The organism is Sphaerotilus sp. FB-3, from assembly GCF_023706025.1.
Lineage (GTDB): Bacteria > Pseudomonadota > Gammaproteobacteria > Burkholderiales > Burkholderiaceae_C > Sphaerotilus > Sphaerotilus sulfidivorans.
Map to the genome: position 1 here is coordinate 15117 of NZ_BQWE01000001.1, position 21232 is coordinate 36348.

Annotated in this window: 22 protein-coding genes; 8 read left to right on the forward strand and 14 right to left on the reverse strand. The window is 70.0% G+C overall.

What is annotated here, in order from left to right; translation table 11 throughout:
* Positions 1-11: 11 nt before the first annotated feature.
* The 11 genes from ilvD to NFT33_RS00130 form a co-directional block, all read right to left on the reverse strand.
* Positions 12-1871: a dihydroxy-acid dehydratase gene (gene ilvD, locus NFT33_RS00080; protein ID WP_251672462.1), complete on the reverse strand. Its 1860-nt coding sequence runs from the start codon at positions 1869-1871 to the stop codon at positions 12-14.
* 98 nt (positions 1872-1969) lie between these two features.
* Positions 1970-2806, reverse strand: coding sequence for a hypothetical protein (locus NFT33_RS00085; protein ID WP_251672463.1), 837 nt, complete (start codon positions 2804-2806; stop codon positions 1970-1972).
* Positions 2806-3303 (reverse strand): hypothetical protein, encoded by a 498-nt coding sequence (locus tag NFT33_RS00090; RefSeq protein ID WP_251672464.1) that lies wholly within the window; start codon positions 3301-3303, stop codon positions 2806-2808. The genes NFT33_RS00085 and NFT33_RS00090 overlap by 1 nt, the downstream gene beginning before the upstream one ends.
* A 40-nt stretch (positions 3304-3343) precedes the next feature.
* On the reverse strand, positions 3344-3880 hold the full coding sequence (locus tag NFT33_RS00095) for a hypothetical protein (RefSeq protein WP_251672465.1): 537 nt from the start codon (positions 3878-3880) through the stop codon (positions 3344-3346).
* Between the two features lies 1 nt (position 3881).
* Positions 3882-4400 (reverse strand): hypothetical protein, encoded by a 519-nt coding sequence (locus NFT33_RS00100; protein ID WP_219340996.1) that lies wholly within the window; start codon positions 4398-4400, stop codon positions 3882-3884.
* Between the two features lie 4 nt (positions 4401-4404).
* The gene (locus NFT33_RS00105) at positions 4405-4749 is read right to left on the reverse strand and encodes a hypothetical protein (protein WP_251672466.1); all 345 of its coding nucleotides are present in this window, start codon (positions 4747-4749) and stop codon (positions 4405-4407) included.
* A 198-nt stretch (positions 4750-4947) separates the two neighbouring features.
* On the reverse strand, positions 4948-5931 hold the full coding sequence (locus NFT33_RS00110; RefSeq protein WP_251672467.1) for an SMP-30/gluconolactonase/LRE family protein: 984 nt from the start codon (positions 5929-5931) through the stop codon (positions 4948-4950).
* A gap of 1 nt (position 5932) precedes the next feature.
* Complete coding sequence (locus tag NFT33_RS00115) at positions 5933-6763, reverse strand: NAD-dependent epimerase/dehydratase family protein (protein WP_376744107.1); 831 nt, start codon at positions 6761-6763, stop codon at positions 5933-5935.
* Positions 6764-6785: 22 nt separating this feature from the next.
* Positions 6786-8078, reverse strand: coding sequence for a TRAP transporter large permease (locus tag NFT33_RS00120; RefSeq protein ID WP_251672469.1), 1293 nt, complete (start codon positions 8076-8078; stop codon positions 6786-6788).
* Complete coding sequence (locus NFT33_RS00125) at positions 8069-8557, reverse strand: TRAP transporter small permease (protein WP_251672470.1); 489 nt, start codon at positions 8555-8557, stop codon at positions 8069-8071. The genes NFT33_RS00120 and NFT33_RS00125 overlap by 10 nt, the downstream gene beginning before the upstream one ends.
* A gap of 16 nt (positions 8558-8573) precedes the next feature.
* A complete protein-coding gene (locus NFT33_RS00130) occupies positions 8574-9542 on the reverse strand; it encodes a TRAP transporter substrate-binding protein (protein ID WP_251672471.1) in 969 nt (322 codons plus the stop codon).
* Positions 9543-9736: 194 nt separating this feature from the next.
* On the opposite strand from NFT33_RS00130, the gene NFT33_RS00135 reads away from it, so the two are divergent.
* The 3 genes from NFT33_RS00135 to hppD all read left to right on the forward strand — a co-directional run bounded on the left by NFT33_RS00135 (position 9737) and on the right by hppD (position 13023).
* On the forward strand, positions 9737-10783 hold the full coding sequence (locus NFT33_RS00135; RefSeq protein ID WP_251672472.1) for a LacI family DNA-binding transcriptional regulator: 1047 nt from the start codon (positions 9737-9739) through the stop codon (positions 10781-10783).
* A gap of 20 nt (positions 10784-10803) precedes the next feature.
* Complete coding sequence (locus NFT33_RS00140) at positions 10804-11547, forward strand: FadR/GntR family transcriptional regulator (protein ID WP_220786672.1); 744 nt, start codon at positions 10804-10806, stop codon at positions 11545-11547.
* A gap of 408 nt (positions 11548-11955) precedes the next feature.
* Complete coding sequence (hppD, locus tag NFT33_RS00145; RefSeq protein WP_251672507.1) at positions 11956-13023, forward strand: 4-hydroxyphenylpyruvate dioxygenase; 1068 nt, start codon at positions 11956-11958, stop codon at positions 13021-13023.
* Here the strand turns inward: hppD and NFT33_RS00150 are convergent.
* From NFT33_RS00150 to NFT33_RS00160, 3 genes are read right to left on the reverse strand one after another with little or no spacing between them, the layout of a single operon-like run.
* Positions 13017-13502: a copper chaperone PCu(A)C gene (locus NFT33_RS00150; RefSeq protein ID WP_251672473.1), complete on the reverse strand. Its 486-nt coding sequence runs from the start codon at positions 13500-13502 to the stop codon at positions 13017-13019. The genes hppD and NFT33_RS00150 overlap by 7 nt on opposite strands.
* Positions 13499-14065, reverse strand: coding sequence for a PepSY-associated TM helix domain-containing protein (locus tag NFT33_RS00155; RefSeq protein WP_220786675.1), 567 nt, complete (start codon positions 14063-14065; stop codon positions 13499-13501). Before NFT33_RS00155 ends, NFT33_RS00150 begins: the two co-directional genes overlap by 4 nt.
* 50 nt (positions 14066-14115) lie before the next feature.
* Complete coding sequence (locus NFT33_RS00160; protein ID WP_251672474.1) at positions 14116-14505, reverse strand: DUF2946 family protein; 390 nt, start codon at positions 14503-14505, stop codon at positions 14116-14118.
* Between the two features lie 216 nt (positions 14506-14721).
* Here NFT33_RS00160 and NFT33_RS00165 point away from each other — a divergent pair, with 216 nt between their 5' ends.
* Genes NFT33_RS00165 through NFT33_RS00185 form a run of 5 tightly spaced genes read left to right on the forward strand, consistent with a single transcriptional unit; the run spans position 14722 to position 21215 of the window.
* Positions 14722-16494 carry a PhoX family protein gene (locus NFT33_RS00165; RefSeq protein WP_251672508.1) on the forward strand — a complete coding sequence of 591 codons (1773 nt, stop codon included), beginning with the start codon at positions 14722-14724 and terminating at the stop codon, positions 16492-16494.
* A 4-nt stretch (positions 16495-16498) separates the two neighbouring features.
* Positions 16499-17641 (forward strand): hypothetical protein, encoded by a 1143-nt coding sequence (locus NFT33_RS00170; protein WP_251672475.1) that lies wholly within the window; start codon positions 16499-16501, stop codon positions 17639-17641.
* A 43-nt stretch (positions 17642-17684) separates the two neighbouring features.
* On the forward strand, positions 17685-18896 hold the full coding sequence (locus tag NFT33_RS00175) for a toxic anion resistance protein (protein ID WP_251672476.1): 1212 nt from the start codon (positions 17685-17687) through the stop codon (positions 18894-18896).
* Entirely contained in the window at positions 18893-20548 is a 1656-nt protein-coding gene (locus NFT33_RS00180) for a vWA domain-containing protein (protein ID WP_251672477.1), read from the forward strand. The genes NFT33_RS00175 and NFT33_RS00180 overlap by 4 nt, the downstream gene beginning before the upstream one ends.
* Positions 20535-21215: a hypothetical protein gene (locus NFT33_RS00185; protein ID WP_251672478.1), complete on the forward strand. Its 681-nt coding sequence runs from the start codon at positions 20535-20537 to the stop codon at positions 21213-21215. Before NFT33_RS00180 ends, NFT33_RS00185 begins: the two co-directional genes overlap by 14 nt.
* Positions 21216-21232 lie beyond the last annotated feature (17 nt).

The window sequence follows — 21232 nt, forward strand, 5'->3', positions numbered from 1 at the left end:
GCTGCCGTGGTTCAGCCTTCCAGCTTGGAGAGGTCGCGCACCGCACCCTTGTCGGCGCTGGTGGCCAGCAGCGCATAGGCCTTCAGCGCGGCCGAGACCTGGCGCGGACGCGGCTGGGCGGGCTTCCAGCCCTTGGCGTCCTGCTCGACGCGGCGCGCGGCCAGCTCTTCGTCGCTGAGCAGCACATTGATCGAGCGGTTCGGGATGTCGATGCGGATGCGGTCGCCGTTCTTCACCAGGCCGATCGCGCCGCCGGCCGCCGCTTCCGGCGAGCAGTGGCCGATCGACAGGCCCGAGGTGCCGCCCGAGAAGCGGCCGTCGGTCAGCAGCGCGCAGGCCTTGCCCAGGCCCTTGGACTTGATGTAGCTGGTGGGATAGAGCATTTCCTGCATGCCCGGGCCGCCCTTCGGGCCTTCGTAGCGCACGATGACCACGTCGCCGGCCTTGACCTTGTCGGCCAGGATGTCGGCCACCGCCTCGTCCTGCGACTCGGTCACATAGGCCGAGCCCTCGAACACCAGGATGGACTCGTCGACGCCGGCGGTCTTGACCACGCAGCCGTCGAGCGCGATGTTGCCACGCAGCACCGCCAGGCCGCCTTCCTGCGAGAAGGCATGCTCGTTCGAGCGGATGCAGCCCTCGGCACGGTCCAGGTCCAGGCTCGGCCAGCGGGTGGCCTGGCTGAACGCGACCTGCGTCGGGATGCCGGCGGGGCCGGCCATGTAGAAGGTCTTCACCTCGTCAGACGGCGCGCGGGCGATGTCCCACTGGTCCAGCGCGTCCTTCATGGTCTTGGCGTGGATGGTCGGCACGTCGGTGTGCAGCTTGCCGGCGCGGTCCAGCTCGCCCAGGATGGCCATGATGCCGCCGGCGCGGTGCACGTCCTCGATGTGGTACTTGTTGGTGTTGGGCGCGACCTTGCACAGCTGCGGCACGACACGCGACAGGCGGTCGATGTCGGCCATCGTGAAGTCGATGCCGGCCTCCTGGGCGATGGCCAGCAGGTGGAGGATGGTGTTGGTCGAGCCGCCCATCGCGATGTCGAGCGTGATCGCGTTCTCGAAGGCCTTGAAGCCCATCGAGCGCGGCAGCACGCTGCTGTCGTCCTGCTCGTAGTAGCGCTTGCACAACTCGACCGCCAGACGGCCGGCGTGCTTGAAGAGCTGCTCGCGGTCGGCGTGCGTGGCCAGCACGGTGCCGTTGCCCGGCAGGGACAGGCCCAGCGCCTCGGTCAGGCAGTTCATCGAGTTGGCGGTGAACATGCCCGAGCAGGAGCCGCAGGTCGGGCAGGCCGAGCGCTCGACCTCGGCCAGATCGGCGTCCGACACCTTGCTGTCGACGGCCATGACCATGGCGTCGACCAGATCCAGCTTCTTGATCTGCACGGTCTGGGTGCCCGGCACCGCCAGGCGCACCTTGCCGGCCTCCATCGGGCCACCGGAGACGAAGACGACCGGGATGTTCAGGCGCATCGCGGCCATCAGCATGCCGGGCGTGATCTTGTCGCAGTTGGAGATGCACACCAGCGCGTCGGCGCAGTGGGCGTTGACCATGAACTCGACCGAGTCGGCGATCAGGTCGCGACTCGGCAGCGAGTACAGCATGCCGTCGTGGCCCATCGCGATGCCGTCGTCGACCGCGATGGTGTTGAATTCCTTGGCGACGCCGCCGGCGGCCTCGATCTCGCGCGCGACCAGCTGGCCCAGATCCTTCAGGTGCACATGACCCGGCACGAACTGGGTGAAGCTGTTGGCCACGGCGATGATCGGCTTCGAGAAGTCGTCATCCTTCATGCCGGTGGCACGCCACAGGGAACGGGCTCCGGCCATGTTGCGGCCGGCGGTGGAGGTCTTCGAACGGTAGGCGGGCATGGCAGCTCTTTCGGGCAGCCCCGTGCGCAGGGCACGGGAGCGGGGAAACGGAGCCTGCGATTTTCGCCCAGTCCGGGGCGGCATGCCTTCCTGCGGCGCTATTTCTCTGCGGAGAGACCCGGATCCGTGTCGAGCAGGCCGCGCCGGTCGAAGCGCAGCGAGATTTCCTGCAGCGTCTGCTTCAGCTCGGGCGAGGCCTCCGGCGGCAGGATCACGAAACCTGGCACATGGCCCTGGCTGCCGACGCCCAGCTTCAGCTTCAGCTCGCCTTCGGCCAGCTGCAAGGCCGGCAGACCCTGGCCGATGCGCTGCAGGAAGCGGTCCATCATCGCGCCGACCTGCTCCGGTGCGACCACCTCCAGCCGGCCGGTCGCCTTGAGCTGGGCCGCCTGCGCGCCCAGGCGCTCGCGTGCGAGCTTCAGTTCCTCGTCCTGTCGGCCCAGCTGCCGGCGCAGCTCGGCCGTGCCGCGCTCGAGTGCCTCGGCCACCGCCTTGGCCAGCGTCGTCTTCTGCTCCTGCAGCATCGCCTCGGCACCGGACAGCGCACGCGCCGACTGCTCCTGCTCCTGCGCCATCCGGCGGTTGTCCTCGACCAGACCGTCGATCTGCTGCTGCAGACGCGCGATCTCGTCGGGCTCGGTCAGTGCGGCGGGCGCGGACGGGCTGGCGGCCAGGCGCTGCGCCAGCTGGTCGAGTTCGCGGCGCAGCGTCAGCTCGCGGTCGGCCGCGGCGGTGGCGGCCAGGCGGAACTGTCCGAGCATCGCCTCGGCCTGCACCAGCTGCCTGGCGGCCTGCTCGTTGCGCTGCTCGCTGTCGTTCAGGGCCTGGCGCAGCTGGTCACATTCCTTGACGAGCAGCTGGCGGGCGGTGTCGGACTCGGCCAGCGCAGCCCGGAACTGCGCCAGCGTGGTCGGTTTGCGAAGATCGGTGACCATCAGGCAGCTCCGGTGTCGTCGACCAGCGTCTCGCGCAGCAGGCGACCGCGTGCGTCGGTCGCGCTCACCAGCCAGCGGCGCTGCGGGGCAAGGTAGTCGGCCCGGACCTGGATCGGCCCGAGCAGCTTGTCGAGGCGCGCGGTCTCGGCGCGGGCACGGAATTCGGCGGCCACCGCTTCGGCGCTGCGCTGGGGCGGGCGCGCAGCCGCCTCGGCAGGCGGCGCGGTGGCCACGAAGCGCAGCTTCAGCGTCGACAGGCCGTCCTGGGGCAGTCCGGCGCTCAGCCGCGCCAGGGAGACCGGCTCGACCCCGAGCTCGCCGGCGCCCGGGGTCAATGCGGCGCGGATCTCCAGCGTGACCTCGGACATCATCATCGAGGCGGCGCCGGTCTCGCCGGCACGCACCAGCTGCTCCTGCGCGCGGGCCAGCGAGCGCCCGGCGCTGTCGGCCAGCTCGGAGAGCGTCGCGGCGGCAGCCGGCTTGGTGAAGGTGGCCATCGTCAGATCTCCCGTGCGGATCGGGTCGGGTGCGGTGCGCTCATTCCGGCGTGCCCACCGTGCGGCGCGGGATGTCGAGCCGCAGCGGCGCGGGCACCGGAACCAGGGTCGCGGTGATCTTCGAGCGCACCTGCACATCGCGCTGGAGCTTGCGCTCGAAGCGCACCGAAGCGGTGTCGGCGAACAGGCCCAGGCTGCCCGATCGACGCTGGCCGCGCTCGTCGAGCTGCTCGACCAGCTTCATGTCCATGCTGACCTCGAGGGTGGCCTGGGAGAACTGGTAGAAGGTCGGCCGCACCCCGAGCTCCAGCAGCGACACCATCTGCGGCTTGGCGGTCGCATAGCTGATGCTGCCGTCGGCACCGATCGTCTCGGTGATGCTCGGCACGACCGGCACGCGGGTCTGCGCCAGCTCGGCCACCAGCTCGGCGGCGCTGCGGTCCAGCGCGACCTGAGCGTCGGCGATGCTCTCGGCCATCATGCGGATCAGGTCGGTCAGCGAGGCCGAGCCGACCTCGCTGACCGCTGTTTCCGGCGCATGCAGCGCAGGCCGGAAGGCGCGGGTGGCGCTGCTCATGTCACTGCTGCGGCCGGTTGTCGACGACCACGAGCTGCGGGGCCAGGCGCGGCGGCGGCGGCACCGGCACCAGACGCGTCACCAGCCGGCTGGTGCCGTGCACTTCCTTGCCGAACTTGCGGTTGTGCGAGACGTCGGCGGTGACCGAAGCGCTCCAGCAGGAAAAGCCCACCTTGGCCTTCAGCCCGACCTTGACATTGGTCTCGGTCGAGGTGGTGGTCTTGATGTCCATCGCCACTTCGATCGTCGCTTCGGCGAACTGGTAGAAGGTCGGCATCAGGCCGACCTGGATCAGCGACACATTGACGGGCGGCGAGTTCTGGTAGCTCACCGAGCCGTCCTGCGCGATGGTCTGCGTCATGCCGAGCACCATCGGCAGCGTGGTGTCGGCCAGCGCCTTGGCGGTCTCCACCGAGTTCTCGTCCAGCGCACGCTGCGCCTCGGCGATGCCGAGTGCCAGCTTCAGCACCATGTCCGGCAGCGGTACATCGAGCAGTTCCTGTCCCACGCTTGCAGCCATTTCCTCAACTCCTGGGTGATGACGTGACGGTGACGGACGACGGCGCCGCGCTGGACGACCGGTCCGGGAAGGAGGGCAGGGCGGCATGGGCCGCAGCCACCCGGGCAAACCGGTCCTGATCAAGATGGACCGGTCCGATGAAACTCAGCTCAGGATGTCCGCGCAGGCCGAGATAGCGGGTCACCGGCATCATCACCAGCGCACGGCAGGGATCGAGCGGCACCGCCACGCGCCCGCCCTGCCCGGCCAGGGCCGCGATGCGCCCGGGCCGGCGGCTGACCATCAGGAAAAGACCCAGACCGGGCAGCGACAGCGAGATGCGCGCACCGAACTGCTCCGCGATCGTCATGGGCACGACCTCCATCCGGCGGCGGAATTCCGCCAGCTCTTCGCTGCACGACTTCTGTGCGACTTCTATGCAGTTTCTGCACGACTGGCAGCGATGATGTGCAGGGATCGGGACTCAGGCCAATGAATTTTTCATTTTGATCCCGCCGGAACGATCGCATGCACAAGAAAAGTGCAGGCCGCAGGCTGCTGGTGCGGCTCAGCGCACCGCTCCCGTGGTGTTGACATGCAGCGCGTACAGCGAATGGCTCGCGGCCATGAACAGCCGGTTGCCCTTCGCGCCGCCGAAGCAGAGGTTGGCGCAGCGCTCGGGCAGGTGGATGTGGCCGATCGGGCGGCCGTCGGGCGCGAAGACGCGCACGCCGTCGAGCCCGTCCGGCTCGGCGCCCGGCGCGCCGTTGCTGCCGAAGCCGCACCAGAGATGGCCCGCCACGTCGACCGCCATGCCGTCGAGCGCGCCGGGGCCGTCGGCATCGACGATCAGGCGCCGGTTCGACAGCCGGCCGTCCGCGGCATGGTCCCAGGCCCAGAGGCGGCGGTGCGGCGCGGCGCGGCTCTCGATCAGGTAGAGCACCGACTCGTCCGGCGAGAACGCCAGCCCGTTCGGTCCGGCCAGGTCGTCGATCATGCAGTCGAGGCGGCCTGCGGCGTCGATCCGGTAGACGCCGTGCGGGCGCTGCGGCGCGGCCGGCTCGCCCTCCCAGTGACCGCCGATGCCGAAGTCCGGGTCGGTGAACCAGACCGCGCCGTCGCGCCGGCAGCAGGTGATGTCGTTGGGCGAGTTCAGCCGCGCGCCGTCGAAGCGATCGGCCAGCACGGTGATGCGGCCGTCGTGCTCGGTGCGGGTGACACGGCGCGTCAGGTGCTCGCAGCTGACGAGCCGCCCTTGCTCATCGCGGGCATGGGCGTTGGCGTAGTTCGAGGGCTGGCGGAACACGCTGAGCTGGCCCGAGCAGTCGTCCCAGCGCAGGATGCGGTCGTTCGGGATGTCCGACAGCAGCAGGAAGCGGCCGTCGCCGAACCAGACCGGCCCCTCGGCCCAGCGCAGGCCGCCGGCCAGGCGCTCGACCGAGGCGCTGAACAGCCGCAGCTTCAGGAAGTCGGGATGCAGCACCTCGACCGCCGGGTCGGGACAGCGCAGCGCCAGGGGACCGAGGCGGTCGATCGGCTCGGGAACCGGCATCTCAGGCCTCCTCGAAGAAGGGGCCGGTGCGCACGAAGGCGCCGCCCTGATGGATCACGGCCGGATCCTCGCGGTCGAGCACCGGCTGGCGCGCCTCGACCTCGGCGCGGAAGACCTCGGACGAATCCTGCGGCCGGTAGCCGAGGTGGCGCGCCGGGGTGTTGTCCCACCAGGCGGTGGCGTTGTCGCTCAGGCCGTAGACGATGCTGTGGCCGACCACCGGCGCGGTGAGCGCGGCCATGAACAGCCGCTCGGTGTCGTCGAAGCTCATCCAGGTGGCGAGCATGCGCCGGTCCTTCGGCGCGGCGAAGGCCGAGCCGATGCGCACGCTGACCGTCTCGAGCCCGAAGCGGTCCCAGTAGAGCTGGGCCAGATCCTCGCCGAAGGCCTTGGACAGGCCGTAGAAGCCGTCCGGCCGCACCGGGTCGCGCGGGCTGATGACCTGGTCCTGGCGGTAGAAGCCGGTGACATGGTTGGAGCTGGCGAAGACGATGCGGCGCACGCCGTGCCGGCGCGCCGCCTCGTACAGGTTCACCGCACCGTGGATGTTGGCCGCGGCGATGCGCTCCCAGCTCTGCTCGGTCGAGACGCCGCCGAGATGCACGACCGCATCGACGCCCTCGAGCAGCGCAAGCACCGCCGCGCGGTCGGCCAGGTCGGCGACGATCACCTCCTCGCCGTCGGCGGCCGGTGCCATCGGCTCGCGGTCGCTCAGGCGCAGCCGGTCGCAGCAGGCCTTCAGGCGCGGACGCATCTCACGGCCAAGGTGACCGGCTGCGCCGGTCAGCAGGATCCGGCCGAAGCGGATCGGGGAAACAGGAGAACTCAGCATCGAGGGCATTCCTGGGACAGGTTCACTTGAAGAGGCCGGGCAGCCACAGCGAGAAGGCCGGCACATAGGTCACCAGCAGCAGGCAGGCCCCGAGTGCGCCGTAGAACGGCCCGATGGTGCGCATCACCTGCCCGACCGAGATGCCGCCGATGGCACAGCCGACGAACTGCACCGAGCCCACCGGCGGGGTGTTGAGACCGAGCGCGCAGTTGATGAGCATGATGATCCCGAACTGCACCGGGTCCATGCCGAACTGCATCGCGATCGGCAGGAAGATCGGCGTGCAGATCAGGATGGTGGCGGCCATGTCCAGGAAGGTGCCCAGGATGAACAGCAGCAGGTTGATCATCAGGAAGATCACCCACGGCTCCGTCGAGATCGACTTCATCAGCTCACCGGTCTTCTGCGGTACCTCGTACAGCGCCATGAAGTAGCCGAAGGCCGCCGAGATGCCGATCAGCAGCAGCACCACGCCAGTGGTCTTGCAGGCCTTGGCACAGGCCTTGAGGAAGTTCTTCCAGGTCAGAGAGCGATAGACCAGCGTGGTGATCAGCAGCGCCCAGGCCACCGCGATCGAGGCCGATTCGGTCGCGGTGAACGCGCCCGACAGGATGCCGCCCAGGATGATCACCACCACCAGCAGCCCCGGCAGCGACGCCAGGAACGCCGTCAGCACCGCCGGCCAGCCGCCGAAGCCGCCCGGCCGCACCGGGTAGCCGCGCCGGACCGCCACCCAGTAGGCGGCAGCGAGGTTGCACAGCGTCAGGATGATCGCCGGCACCAGCCCGGCCAGCATCAGGCTCAGCACGCTCACCGACGCGATGCCGGAGGTCGCCAGCGTGTAGATGATCAGGTTGTGCGAGGTGGGCATGACCGCGCCGACCAGCGAGGCGTGCGTGGTGACGTTGACGGCGTAGTCGGCGTCATAGCCGTCCTTCTTCATCAGCGGGATCATCACCGAGCCGATCGCCGACACGTCTGCCAGCGGCGAGCCCGCGACCCCGCCGAAGATGGTGCAGCCCAGCACGTTGCTCATGCCCAGGCCGCCCTTGACATGCCCGACCAGGCTGTTGGCGAACCGGACGATGCGCTCGGCGATGCCGCCGTAGAGCATCAGCTCGCCCGCGAAGACGAAGAAGGGGATGGCCAGGAAGCTGAAGACCTGCATCCCGCCGACCATCTTCTGGAACACGATGGCGACCGGCAGGCCCGCCGCCAGGATCGTGGCGACCGAGGACAGCCCGATCGCGAACGCCACCGGAACCCCCAGCAGCAGCAGGACGGTGAAGCTCACCGCGAGAATCGTCAATTCCATGCCGGCACCACTTCCTCACCGCGCAGGATGGCGACGATGTGTTCGATCGAGAACAGCACGATCAGGCCGCCGGCGATCACCACCGGCACGTAGTCGATGCCGTCCGGGACCGGCAGCATCGGCTTCTTCTCGCCCCATTTGGCGCTCATCCAACGCCAGCCGCCGTGCACCATCAGCGCGCCGAACAGGCCGACCAGCGCGTGGATCAGCAGCTCGATGCGATGCCGCCAGGCGGGAGGCAGCAGCGCCACCATCGATTCAAGCCCGATGTGGCCGGCGTCGCGCACGCCCACCGCCAGGCCGAACGCGGTCACGAAGAGCACCAGCAGCATCGACAGGGCCTCGGCCCAGGTTGGCGTGTCGTTGAAGAGGTAGCGGCCGATCACCTGGTACTGCACGCACAGCACCACGGCGATCAGGCCGGCGACCGCCAGCATCAGGCTGAGCCGGGACAGCCCGGCGCAGAACTTGGTGTACATGGTCCTGCGCCCCGCCTTACTTGCCGTCCTGGACCGACTTGACCAGGCGCTTGAGGTCCGGCGTGGTCATGAACTTGTCGTAGACCGGCCCCATCACCGCCTGGAAGGACTTCTTGTCGACCTCGATGATCTCCGCGCCGCCCGCCTTGACCGAGGCCAGCGACTTCGCCTCCTGCTCGTCCCACTTGCGGCGCTGGAAGGCGACCGATTCCCTGGCTGCAGCACGCACCAGGTCCTGGTCGGCCTTGGGCAGCTTGTCCCAGACGATCTTGGACATCAGCAGCATCTCGGGCGCCATCGAGTGCTCGGTCTTCGAGTAGTACTTGGCCGACTCGAAGTGCTTGACGCTGTCGTACGAGGGGATGTTGTTCTCGGCCGCGTCGATCAGGCCGGTCTTCAGGCCGGTGTAGACCTCGCCGAAGGGCATCGGCGTGGCGTTGCCGCCCATCGCGCCGACCAGGGCCACCCACAGGTCCGATTGCTGCACCCGCACCTTCATGCCCTTGACATCGGCGACCGTGCGGATCGGCTTCTTGGCATAGAGCGAGCGCGCGCCCGAGTCGTAGAAGGCCAGCCCGACGAAGCCCTGGTCCTCGCAGGACTTCAGGATCTCCTCGCCGACCGCGCCGTCGAGGGTGCGGCGCATGTGATCGATCGAGCTGAACAGGAAGGGCATGGTGGGCACCAGCGTCTTCTGGCAGATGCCGTTCATCGGGCTGATGTTGACGCGCGCAATCTCCAGCGCGCCGATCTTGAGCTGATCGATCGTCTCCTTCTCGGTGCCCAGCGCCCCCTTGTTGAAGACCTTGATCTTGTGGCGGCCACCGCTGCGCTGCTCGAGCAGCTGGCCCATGTGGCGAACCGCGGCGACCGTGGGATAGTCGTCGGAGTTGTGGATGTCGGCCGAGCGGAAATCGACCGCCTGGGCCAGCGGGGTCAGCGCGACAAGCGCGGCGGCAGCAAGAACGGCATTCAGTTTGGACATGCTTGTCTCCTCAGATGGATATCGGACTGGTCGGATGTCGTACCAGTGATTAAACGTTTAACTCACCTTGAGGGTCAAGCTGATCATTGCCAGGGTAATCACCAGTGGAGCACATTGTCTGAAGCAGGAAATAAACGTTTTACTAAGGCGATAGAATCTGCGCCATGACAGTGAACACCAGAACGTCCATCGCCATGCCCAACGGGGCTGGACGCCGCCGCGCCGCGACGATCCGCGATGTCGCCCAGGCGGCCGGCGTGTCGACCGCGACGGTGTCGAAATTCCTCAACGGCGGTCAGCGCTTCACCCGCGAGGTGGAGGAGCGGGTGGCCCAGGCGGTGCGCGATCTGGGCTACAGCTCCAACCCGATGGCACGCGGCATGATCACCGGCCGCACCGGCAACGTCGGCATCGTGGTGCTGGATGTGCGCAACCCGCATTTCACCAGCCTGATCCGCGGCGCCTCGCGGCCGGCGGCCGAGGCCGGGCTGAACCTGCTGTTCGCCGACATCGCCGAGGGCCTGGCGCCGGAGCTGCCGACGCTGCAGGCGCTGAGCCGGCGGGTCGACGGCCTGATCGTCAGCGCGCGGCTGTCGGACGAGGCGCTGGCCTGGCTGGGCACCTCGGACATGCCGGTGGTCTACTACGGCGGACCGCCGGCACAGCAGGACTGCAGCAGCGTCGGCATCGACAACCGCGCCGCCGCCGCGATGCTCGGCCGCCACCTGCGCGAGCTGGGCCATCGGCGCCTGCGCTATGTGGGATTCTCCGGCGCACGCTGGAGCCAGGAGCGCTGGCTCGGGCTGCAGCAGGCCTTCGAGGGCAGCGGGGCCGAGCTGCACCGCCATGATGTGGCCGAGGCCAGCGCCGACGAGGGCGAGCGCATCGCCTCCGAAGTGCTGCTGGGCGCGGACGCACCCGACGCGGTGGTGGCCTACAACGACCTGATCGCGCTGGGCCTGCTCGGACAGGCGCAGGCGCTGGGCCTGTCGGTGCCGCGCGATGTCTCGATCACCGGCTTCGACAACATCGTCTACGGCCGCTACACCAGTCCGGCGCTGACCACCGTCGACAGCGGCAGCGAGCAGACCGGCGAGCGCGCGATGCGCCGGCTGATCGCGCGCATCGGCGGCGATCCAGCCGCCAGAAGCGGCCATGAGCTGATCGCCTCGCGGGTGATCGTGCGCGGCTCGACGCTCGGCCGCCCGGCTGTCAGCCGGGGCGAGGGCCGCACGCGGTAAAGTCGATCGTTTTTTCGTCCATGTCCGAACCCATGTCGCTGCATCCGCCCACCGAACGCCGCCGCCCCCGCACCCTCGCGCTCGAACTGGTCGCGTCGATCGGCGAGCGCATCCGCGACGGCCAGCTGGCCCCCGGCACCAAGCTGCCCACCGAGGCGGCGATCATGGCCGAGTTCGCGGTCAGCCGCACCGTGGTGCGCGAGGCCATCTCGCGGCTGCAGGCCAGCGGTCTGGTCGAGACCCGCCACGGCATCGGCACCTTCGTGCTGGGCCTGGGCGAGGCGCCGGGCTTTCGCATCGCGCCCGAACAGGTCGCCACGCTGCATGACGTCATCGCGATGCTGGAGCTGCGCATCGGGGTGGAAACCGAAGCGGCCGCGCTGGCCGCGCAGCGCCGCACCGAGGCCGACCTGACGGCGATGCGCGCCGCGCTGGCCGAGGTCACCGCCGCGATCGAGGCCGGCCGCGATGCGGTCGAGGCCGACTTCCACTTCCATCTGGCGATCGCGCGCGCCACCGGCAACCATCACTTCGCCGAGCTGATCGGCACGCTGGGCCGCACCATCATTCCGCGCTCGCGCCTGGACGGGCAGAGCACGCCGGAACAGGAGCAGGAGCGACGCCACTACCTGCGCCGGGTCAATGCCGAGCACGACAGCATCTGCGATGCGATCGCCGCCGGCGACCCGGAGGCCGCACGCGCGGCGATGCGCACCCACCTGGCCAACAGCCGCGAGCGCCGCCGCCGCATGGGCGGCGCCTGACCTTCCTCGGCGCCCACGGCGGCGCCCGCTGGTCATCCCTCTAGGCAGGCCCTGACGGATCGACTAGATTCGGCGCATGCCTTTCCGCCTTCACGGTTTCGACGGCTGCTTCCAGCTGGTCATCGGTGATCACCTCGCCCGCAGCGTGCGCGGCGTGCCGTGCTCGCCGCCTTCGTGCGCCTGAGCCGCCCCGCGGCTTCTCCCCCTTTTCCCTCCGCGTTTTTCCGTCGTCGTGATCGACGCGGCCGCTTCGGCCTGCGCGCTCGCGCTCGACGGCGCACGTCCCGACCTCTGCCGAAGGAGCCTGTCATGGCTGACCCGACCGTTCCCGTCTCTGTTCCCGTTTTCGTTCCCGTTCCTGCCGCCACATCCCTGTCCTCCCCCCGCGCCGACCTGTTCGACAATCCGATGGGCCTGTGCGGCTTCGAGTTCGTCGAGTTCGCCGCGCCGGTGGCCGGCCTGCTCGAGCCGCTGTTCGAGCGGATGGGCTTCTCGCTCGTCGCCCGCCACCGCTCCAAGGACGTGGTGCTCTACCGCCAGGGCGAGATCAACTTCATCGTCAACCGCGAGCCCAGGAGCCTGGCGGCCTACTTCGCCGCCGAGCACGGCCCCAGCGCCTGCGGCCTGGCCTTCCGGGTGAAGGATGCGCACCGCGCCTATGCCCGGGCGCTGGAGCTGGGCGCACAGCCGGTGGAGATCCCGACCGGTCCGATGGAGCTGCGCCTGCCGGCGATCAGGGGCATCGGCGGCGCGCCGCTCTACCTGATCGACCGATTCGAGGACGGCAAGTCCATCTACGACATCGACTTCGAGTTCCTGCCCGAATTCCAGGACGCCGCGCGCCGCCGCCCGGTCGGCCACGGCCTGCGCCTGATCGACCACCTGACGCACAACGTCTACCGCGGCCGCATGGCCTACTGGGCGCATTTCTACGAGCACCTGTTCAACTTCCGCGAGATCCGCTACTTCGACATCCAGGGCGAGTACACCGGCCTGACCTCGAAGGCGATGACCGCGCCCGACGGCCTGATCCGCATCCCGCTCAACGAGGAGGCGCGCCAGGGCGGCGGCCAGATCGAGGAGTTCCTGATGCAGTTCAACGGCGAGGGCATCCAGCATGTGGCGCTGCTCTGCGATGACCTGATCGCGACGGTGGACGCGCTGCAGATGGCCGGCGTGCCGCTGATGAGCGCGCCCAACGCGGTCTACTACGAGATGCTGGCCGAGCGCCTGCCCGGCCACGGCGAACCGGTGACCGAGCTGCAGACGCGCGGCATCCTGCTCGACGGCTCCACCGCCGGCGGCACGCCGCGCCTGCTGCTGCAGATCTTCAGCCAGCCGCTGCTCGGGCCGGTCTTCTTCGAGTTCATCCAGCGCAAGCGCGACGAGGGCTTCGGCGAAGGCAACTTCAAGGCGCTGTTCGAGTCGCTGGAGCGCGACCAGATGCGCCGCGGCACGCTGCAGACCGATCAGTGAGCGTGCCTGTGCTCGGCCGCCGCAGCCGGCCGAGCCGCGTTCATCGCCCGGGCCTCGGCGCTGACCTCGACCGCGCTGCGCTTGCCGTCGCGGCCCTCGATCACCAGGGTCAGCAGCAGCTTGTCGCCGGCGTTCACCGGCTTGAGCACGTCGATCAGCATGATGTGATAACTGCCGGGCTTGAGCTCAAGCGTCCGGCCCGGGACGATGTCGAGTGCGTCGATCGCCTTCATCATCATCCGGTCGCCCTCCATGCGCATCTCATGGATCTCGACGATCCTGGCCGCCGTGGATTTCGCCTCGACCAGCCGCACCGGCTCGGTGCTGCTGATCTGCATGAAGGCGCCGGTGGCCTTCTGCTGCGCGACGGTGGCGCGGACCCAGGGTTCCTTGACGCTGACCTGGGCCTGGACGGCCAGGCTGGCGAGGGTCAGGGCGGACAGCGCCGCAGCGCGCAGCAGGGGACGGAGGGTGATCATCGGGAGACTCCTTCGGTGACAGGGGAAACAGGAAGAACGCGGGGCGACCTGGGCGCGGTCCGACGCCGGGCGCGGCGCTTGTCGAGCCAGCGCCACAGGCCGGTCACTGCGAGCAGCACCGGCAGCACGCCGCACAGGCAGACGAGCAGGCGGCCGACCGGGCCGAAGCCCTCGCCGCTGTGCAGCGGATGCATCCACTGCCAGACGGTGTCGCCAGCGCTGAAATGGCGCGGATCGCGACGCGCGACGATCTCGCCGCGGGTCGAATCGATCCAGACCAGGGTGTCGGGGAAGCGGTCGCCGGGATGATCGCCTTCCGCAGCATCAGCGCACACAGCAACGGCAGCGTCTTCTTCGGGAACGGCACCGGCGAGGGGGTGAATGTGATGGCAGGCATGAACGGAAATTCGCAAGGAAAAGCGGCAGCCCGTCGCGGGCCGGAGCGAAGGTCCGGACGAGCGCAAGCCGGGCCACACCGTGCCGGTGCGGCCAGGACAGGATTCAGGCGGGGTGGAGAACGATCGACGGATGTGCGGCAGCCGCCGCAGGCGTGCTGCGGCCATGACACGCCCGATGGCGCGCGCTGGCGTGAAGGCGTCGGATCAGTTCGCGCTCAGGAGAGCGCAGGCGGGGCCCGGGCGGGCAGGGGAGGATGATGTGCCGCCGCATCCGGCACGAAGTCGATGCGCAGCACCGGCGCAGGCCGGGGCTCGATCAGGCGGTAGTCAGCGCGGCGGTCCGGCTCGGGGAGCAGGGCGCCCAGTGCCGGGCTCAGGCAGGCCGGGCAGTGGCTGCCACCGGCGGCGTCGGTCATGCCGAGCGCACCGGCATCGGTGCGCGAGGACGCCGGCATCGTGGCCGAGCAGATCTCGGCCAGCATCGCCGCACGCACCGGATCGGCGGCGGCCAGCAGGCGCGACAGCGTCGGCGCCAGCGCGACCATCATCAGCAGCGCGATGGCCGCGCTGACGAGACGGAAGCTGTGACGACGCCAGAAAAGCATCCTGCGATGATAGTGAAGTCGGACATGAAACTTCATGATCCCGTCACGATGTTGCCGGATGCCCACATTCAGGGAAAGACCCGAGCCCTGGCGCACCTGGCACCTGCGCGCCCGCACGCCATCGCCTCACCGCGTCATGTCATGACACTTTCATGACCCGTGTCCACGATGTGCCGCATCACCCTGTCGCCCGGCGACGCTGACTGCGAGGACACGATGGCCAAGGACTTTTCGCGGATGGAAGACTCCAACCGCAGCACCAACCCCAGCATTCACGAGATGTCGAACCCGACCCGCCGCCTGCTGCTGCGCGGCGGCCTGGGCGGCGTGGCCGCCGGCCTGCTCGGCGGCCTGGGTGGCTGCGCCAGCCTGGGTCAGGGCACGGCATCGGCCGGCCGCGGCATCGGCTTCGCCTCGGTGCCGATGCGCGCGGTCGACCAGGTGGTGGTGCCTGCGGGCTACACCGCCTCGGTGCTGTACCGCTGGGGCGATCCGGTCGGCGCGACCGCCGGCCAGCCCGTCTTCCGCGCGGATGCCGGCAACACCGCGGCCGAGCAGGCGCTGCAGGCCGGCATGCATCACGACGGCATCCACTATTTCCCGCTCGGCAGCGGCGCCGACGGCTCGGCACGCGGCCTGCTGGCGATGAACCACGAGTATGTCGACGACGGCCTGCTGCATGCCGACGGCATGAAGACCTGGTCGGCCGAGAAGGTCGCCAAGTCGATCGCCGCACATGGCGTGTCGGTGGTCGAGGTGCAGCGCCAGGGCGCGGCCTGGTCGGTGGTGTCGCCGTCGCGGTACGCGCGACGCATCACCGCGGCCACGCCGATGGCGCTGGCCGGTCCGGCCGCCGGCCATGCGCTGATGCGCACCGCCGCCGATCCGGCCGGCCGCACCGTGCTGGGAACGCTCAACAACTGCGGCCACGGCGCCACCCCCTGGGGCACCTACCTGACCTGCGAGGAGAACTTCGTCAACTACTTCGAGGGCCCCGAGCAGCCCGACGCGCATCAGAAGCGCTGGGGCATGAAGAAGGGCAATGGCCAGTTCTACCGCTGGCACGAGCATGAGGAGCGCTTCGACGCCAGCCGGCATCCGAACGAGTTCAACCGCTTCGGCTGGGTGGTCGAGATCGATCCCGCCGACCCGAAGGCCACGCCGGTCAAGCGCACCGCGCTGGGCCGTGCCGCACACGAGGGCGCCGCGCTTGCACTGACAGCCGACGGCCGCGGCGAATGGCTGCCGCCGGTGCATGGCCAGGGCCCGCTCACCGCAGCCCGGGGCTTCGCCGACCAGGGCGAGGTGCTGATCAAGGCCCGCCAGGCCAGCGACCTGCTCGGCGCGACGAAGATGGACCGCCCGGAATGGACCGCCGTCGACCCGGTCAGCAAGGAGGTCTACTGCACGCTGACCAACAACACCAACCGGGGCGGCAACAACCATCCGGCGGTCGACGCGGCCAACCCGCGCGCGAACAACACGATGGGCCACATCATCCGCTGGAAGGAAGACGGCGACCTGGACGCGCGCCGCTTCGCCTGGACGCACTTCGTGCTGGCGGGCGACGCCACGCTGGCGCGTGCCGAGGCCCGGGGCAACATCCGCGGCGACGCCTTCGGCAGCCCCGACGGCCTGTGGATCGACCCGCGCGGCACGATGTGGATCCAGACCGACGTGTCGACCTCGGCCCTGGGCAAGGGCGACTACGCCGGCCTGCCCAACAACCAGATGCTGGCCTGCGACCCGACCCAGGGCGAGATCCGCCGCTTCCTGCTCGGCCCGGCCGGCTGCGAGGTGACCGGGGTGGTCATGACGCCCGACCTGCGCACGATGTTCGTCAACATCCAGCACCCGGGCGAGTCGCCCAGCGAGCGCAGCGATCCGGCCGACCCGATGAAGCTCTCGCGCTGGCCCGACGGCGCCGGCCGGCCGCGCTCGGCCACCGTGGTGATCCGCAAGGACGACGGCGGCGTGATCGGGAGCTGAGGCGATGCGCAGGCGCTGGCTGGGTCCGACGCTGGCTGGCGTGCTGGCCATCGCGGTGGGCGCCGGCATCTGGCAGTCCGGAGTGCTGCTGCGCCAGGACGAGGCCGAACGGGCGCAGCAGCGCCAGGCGGCCGAGCAGCAGGCCCGGCAGATCCGGCTGGTCGGGCTGATCGGCTCGGAAAAGGCCGAGTTCTTCGCCGATGCCCGTGTCCGGGCCGCGCTGGCGCGCCACGGCCTGGAAGTGACCGCCGAGAAGGCCGGCTCGCGGGCCATGGCGGCGCAGCTGGATCCGGCGCGGCACGACTTCGCCTTTCCGGCCGGTGAGCCGGCGGCGGTGGAACTGCGCGCCCGGGCTCGGGCCGCCGGCGTGTCCGGCGGCGAGACCACCCCGTTCTACACCCCGATCGTCATCGCCAGCTGGCAGCCGATCGCGGCCATTCTCGAGGCCAACGGCCTGGCGCGCCGCGAGGGCGAGCACTGGTTCCTGACCGATCTGCCACAGCTGATCGCGCTGATGAACCGGGGCACGCGCTGGTCCGAGCTGAAGGACAGCGCCGCCTTTCCGACCCGCAAGGCGGTGCTGGTCGGCTCGACCGACCTGAGCTCCTCCAACAGCGCGGCGATGTACCTGTCGCTGCTGAGCTATGTCGCCAATGGCGACGCGGTGGTGCAGGGGCCGGAGCAGGTGCAGCGGGTGCTGCCCGCGGTGGCCGGTCTGTTCCGCCGCCAGGGCTTCCAGCAGGGCTCGAGCCAGGAGCCTTTCCAGGACTATCTGGCGCTCGGCATGGGCAAGGCGCCGCTGCTGGTGGCCTACGAATCGCAGCTGGTCGAGTTCTGGCTGAGGCACCCGCAGCGGCGCGCCGAGGCGGCGCAGGTGATGCTCTATCCACGACCGACCGTCTACTCCAAGCATGTGCTGGTGCCCTTCAGCGACAAGGGCCGTCGGCTGGCAGCGGCACTCGAGGGCGATGCCGCGCTGCGCACGCTGGCGCACGAGTTCGGCCTGCGCACCGGCGGCGAGGAGCGCGGCCCGGCGACCTGGGCCCGGCAAGGCGTCCAGGTGCCCGAAACGCTGGTCGACGTGGTCGATCCGCCCGATCCCCGCTGGCTCGAAGCGCTGATCACCGCCATCGAGACGCCCCTTTGAAATCCGAAGTCCGAAGTCCGTCGACGAGCATGAGGAGTCCGTGATGAACGAGCTGTCCCCCCCGAGCGATCTGGCGCTGCAGGCGCCCGAGGCGCTGACCCCGATCCCGGTCGAGAGCGCGAGCGGCCGGGTGCGGCTCAAGCCCGAGGCGGTGGCAGCGCTGGATGCGCAGGTCGCCGACTTCGTCCAGCAGGTCAGCACGCTCGACCCCCAGGACCCGAAGTTCCGCGACTGCGTGCAGCGCATCCACGGCCTGGGCAGCCGCGACATCGAGGGCGCGGCGGCCGTTTCCAGCCGGATGCTGGAGCGGCCGGTGCGCACGCTGAACAACGGCCTGATCGATGGCAGCTCGGGCATCGGGCACACGCTCGTGGACCTGCGCCGCACCGTCGAGGCGCTCGACCCCTCGCGCCAGGGCGACCTGCTGGCGCCCCGCCGGCTGCTCGGGATGATTCCGATGGGCAACCGGCTGGCGGACTACTTCGCACGCTTCCAGTCCTCCCAGGCGCATCTGAACGCCATCCTGGAGGCGCTGCGACGCGGCAAGGACGAGCTGATGCGCGACAACGCCGCGATCGAGCAGGAAAAGCTCCATCTGTGGACGCTGATGGAACGGCTGGAAGGCCATGTCTACCTCGGCCGCCAGCTCGACGCCAGGCTGGAGGACCGTGCCGCCCGGCTCGAGCTGCAGGACCCCGAAAAAGCCCGGGTGGTGCGCGAGGACATGCTGTTCTACATGCGGCAGAAGGTCATGGACCTGCTGACCCAGCTCAGTGTCAGCATCCAGGGCTATCTGGCGCTGGACATGGTGCGGCGCAACAACCTGGAACTGATCAAGGGCGTCGACCGGGCCACCACCACCACGGTGTCGGCCCTGCGCACCGCGGTGATCGTGGCACAGGCGCTGGCCAACCAGAAGCTGGTGCTCGACCAGATCGGCGCGCTCAACACCACCACCGGCCACCTGATCGAGCGCACCAGCGAGATGCTGCGCCAGCAGACCGGCACCCTGCACCAGCAGGCCGCCTCGAGCACGCTCGACATCGCCCAGCTCCAGCGGGCCTTCCAGAACATCTACCAGACGATGGATGCGATCGCCAGCTTCAAGACCGAGGCGCTGGGCTCGATGCAGGCCACCGTGGAGCTGCTCGGCGCCGAGGTCGACAAGGCACGCCAGCAGGTGGTGCGGGCACGCCAGTCCGAGGGCACGCTGCTGTCCGGCCTGCCCGAGCATCCAGCCGGAGCACGCCCGTGAACGCCCTGGCCGCGCTGGCGGGCACGCTGCTGGCCGCTGCACTGCTGGGCGGCTGCGACCGATCCGGTCCGGCGCCCTCCCCCCAGGCCGCGTCCTCCTCGTCCGCCGGTGCGCTGCGGATCCTGGCCGGCTCCGAGCTGCGCGAGCTGGCCCCGGCGCTGCAGCAGGCCGCGCAGCAGGCGGGCGTGCCGGTGCAGTTCGAGTTCGCCGGCTCGCTGGACATCGTCGATCGCAGCAACCGCGCCGGACCGGGCTCGGACGCGCGCGGCTTCGACGCGATCCTGCCCGCGGGCGGCGCCTATCCGGCCCTGGCGCTGCAAAGTCCGCCGCTGGCTGTCGAGCGGCTGTTCTATTCCCGCATCGCGCTGGGCGTGAAGACATCGCGCTGGCGCGAGCTGGGCTGGGACCGCCAGCCGCCCGGCTGGGCGCAGATCGCCGAGGCGGTGCGGGCGGGTCGGCTGCGCTACGCGATGAGCAGCCCCAGCCGCTCCAACAGCGGCATGAGCGCGCTGTTCGCGGTCGCGGCCGCAGCAGCCGGCAAGACCGAGGACATGACGCTGGCCGACGTGCGCACGCCTGAGGCCGAGGCGCTGCTGCGCGATTTCCTGTCCGGCCACAAGCTCACCGCCGGCAGCTCGGGCTGGCTGGCCGAGGCCTACGGGCGCGAGCAGGACACGCTCGACGCGATGGTCAACTACGAATCGGTCATCCTGGGTCTGAACGCCCGCCAGGGCACCGATGCGCTGAAGGAGCCGCTGGTGCCGGTCTACCCGGCCGACGGGGTGATCTCGGCCGACTATCCGCTGATGCTGCTGGCGCCCGCCGACGAGGCACTGCGTGCGCGCTTCCAGAAGCTGGTGCAGGCCTGGCGCAGTCCGGCAGTGCAGGGCGAGGTGCTGGCCCAGGCCTTCCTGCGGCCATCGAATCCGGAGGTGCGCCCGGCTGCGGCGCTGCCGGTCACGCCAGTGGTCGAGCTGGCCTTTCCCGGCCGTCTGGAGGTGATCGACGCGGTGCTCGGCGCCTGGCAGGGCGAGTGGCGTCGGCCCGCCACCGCGATCTTCGTGCTCGATGTTTCCGGCTCGATGGAGGGCGAGCGCATCGCGGCGCTGCGGCAGTCGCTGCGACTGCTGGCCGGCGCGGAGCCGGCCGACAGCCTCAGCGCCCGCCATGCCCGCTTCCAGCAGCGAGAACGGGTGGTGATGCTGCCGTTCGGCTCCGAGGTCGGTCCGGTCGAGCGGGTGGAGTTCGGCGCAGCCGGCACCGACATCGGTGCCAGCGCCCAGGCCGCGGACACGCAGGCCGCCGCGCGCATCCGCGCCTATGCCGAGGCGCTGTCGACCGGCGGTGGCACCGCGCTGTACTCGGCGCTGGTCCGGGCGCTGGAGATCGCCCGCCAGGAAATGCGCATGAACCCGGACCGGCTGGTCTCGGTGGTGCTGCTGTCCGACGGCCTGAAGACCGCCGGCATCGATCTGCAGGATTTCGAGCAGCGCTGGCACGACGGCGACCCGGTGCGCATCTTCCCGATCCTGTTCGGCGATGCCAGCCAGAGCGAGATGCAGCACATCGCCGCGCTCGGCGGCGGACGGGTCTTCGATGCCCGATCGGCCTCGCTCGAGGCGGTCTTCAAGGACATCCGTGGCTACCAGTGAGGACCACCGGCAGGGCCGGCCACGGTCGCGGCCAGGGTCGGGACTGCGCCGGCGCCTGCTGCTGTGGCTCTATTCGAACAGGCACATCGCCGGCAGCCTGCTGGCCTGTGCCGGGCCGGGGCTGCTGTTCGCCGGCGTGATCCGCGAGGGCTGGTGGGCGATCACCGCCGGGCTGTACGCGATCGGGGCGCTGCTGGCGCCCAGCCCGCTGCACCTGGTGCAGCGTCTGGACGAGTCCCTGACGCTGGCCGAACTGCCCGTCCGGCTCGATGCGCTGATCAACGAGGTGCGGCCGATCCTGGGCGAGACCGCGCTGGCGCATCTGGCCGGCATTCGCGCCTCGGTGAGCGATGTGCTGCCCCGGCTGGAGGCCCAGGGCCAGGGCGGCGACAGCGGCGAGCTCTCGTTCACGCTGCGCGAGACGGTGATGCGCTATCTGCCCGAGACGCTGGCCAACTATGCCGCGCTGCCACCGGCCTTCCGGGTGGCGCATCCGCTCGAAGGCGGCCGGACCGCCCGGCAGCTGCTCGACGGCCAGCTTGCGCTGCTCGACGAGCAGCTGCGGCAGGCGGTGCTGCTGGTGGCCCGCGGCGACGCGCAGGCCCTGCTCGCCAACGGCCGCTTCCTCCAGGACCGTTTCGGCCATGCGGATTTCCGGGCTGACTGAAGCGCAGCCGGCGGCGC

What these genes read in the sequence shown, in the direction of transcription:
- NFT33_RS00125 (WP_251672470.1), bottom strand. Translation starts at nt 8,557, where the DNA reads ATGTACACCAAGTTCTGCGCCGGGCTGTCCCGGCTCAGCCTGATGCTG.
- NFT33_RS00120 (WP_251672469.1), bottom strand. Translation starts at nt 8,078, where the DNA reads ATGGAATTGACGATTCTCGCGGTGAGCTTCACCGTCCTGCTGCTGCTG.
- NFT33_RS00160 (WP_251672474.1), bottom strand. Translation starts at nt 14,505, where the DNA reads ATGCTTTTCTGGCGTCGTCACAGCTTCCGTCTCGTCAGCGCGGCCATC.
- NFT33_RS00090 (WP_251672464.1), bottom strand. Translation starts at nt 3,303, where the DNA reads ATGGCCACCTTCACCAAGCCGGCTGCCGCCGCGACGCTCTCCGAGCTG.
- NFT33_RS00110 (WP_251672467.1), bottom strand. Translation starts at nt 5,931, where the DNA reads ATGCCGGTTCCCGAGCCGATCGACCGCCTCGGTCCCCTGGCGCTGCGC.
- NFT33_RS00175 (WP_251672476.1), top strand. Translation starts at nt 17,685, where the DNA reads ATGAACGAGCTGTCCCCCCCGAGCGATCTGGCGCTGCAGGCGCCCGAG.
- NFT33_RS00115 (WP_376744107.1), bottom strand. Translation starts at nt 6,763, where the DNA reads ATGCTGAGTTCTCCTGTTTCCCCGATCCGCTTCGGCCGGATCCTGCTG.
- NFT33_RS00130 (WP_251672471.1), bottom strand. Translation starts at nt 9,542, where the DNA reads ATGTCCAAACTGAATGCCGTTCTTGCTGCCGCCGCGCTTGTCGCGCTG.
- NFT33_RS00165 (WP_251672508.1), top strand. Translation starts at nt 14,722, where the DNA reads ATGGCCAAGGACTTTTCGCGGATGGAAGACTCCAACCGCAGCACCAAC.
- NFT33_RS00170 (WP_251672475.1), top strand. Translation starts at nt 16,499, where the DNA reads ATGCGCAGGCGCTGGCTGGGTCCGACGCTGGCTGGCGTGCTGGCCATC.
- NFT33_RS00155 (WP_220786675.1), bottom strand. Translation starts at nt 14,065, where the DNA reads ATGGCCGCAGCACGCCTGCGGCGGCTGCCGCACATCCGTCGATCGTTC.
- NFT33_RS00135 (WP_251672472.1), top strand. Translation starts at nt 9,737, where the DNA reads ATGCCCAACGGGGCTGGACGCCGCCGCGCCGCGACGATCCGCGATGTC.
- NFT33_RS00100 (WP_219340996.1), bottom strand. Translation starts at nt 4,400, where the DNA reads ATGGCTGCAAGCGTGGGACAGGAACTGCTCGATGTACCGCTGCCGGAC.
- ilvD (WP_251672462.1), bottom strand. Translation starts at nt 1,871, where the DNA reads ATGCCCGCCTACCGTTCGAAGACCTCCACCGCCGGCCGCAACATGGCC.
- hppD (WP_251672507.1), top strand. Translation starts at nt 11,956, where the DNA reads ATGGGCCTGTGCGGCTTCGAGTTCGTCGAGTTCGCCGCGCCGGTGGCC.
- NFT33_RS00140 (WP_220786672.1), top strand. Translation starts at nt 10,804, where the DNA reads ATGTCCGAACCCATGTCGCTGCATCCGCCCACCGAACGCCGCCGCCCC.
- NFT33_RS00095 (WP_251672465.1), bottom strand. Translation starts at nt 3,880, where the DNA reads ATGAGCAGCGCCACCCGCGCCTTCCGGCCTGCGCTGCATGCGCCGGAA.
- NFT33_RS00085 (WP_251672463.1), bottom strand. Translation starts at nt 2,806, where the DNA reads ATGGTCACCGATCTTCGCAAACCGACCACGCTGGCGCAGTTCCGGGCT.
- NFT33_RS00105 (WP_251672466.1), bottom strand. Translation starts at nt 4,749, where the DNA reads ATGACGATCGCGGAGCAGTTCGGTGCGCGCATCTCGCTGTCGCTGCCC.
- NFT33_RS00150 (WP_251672473.1), bottom strand. Translation starts at nt 13,502, where the DNA reads ATGATCACCCTCCGTCCCCTGCTGCGCGCTGCGGCGCTGTCCGCCCTG.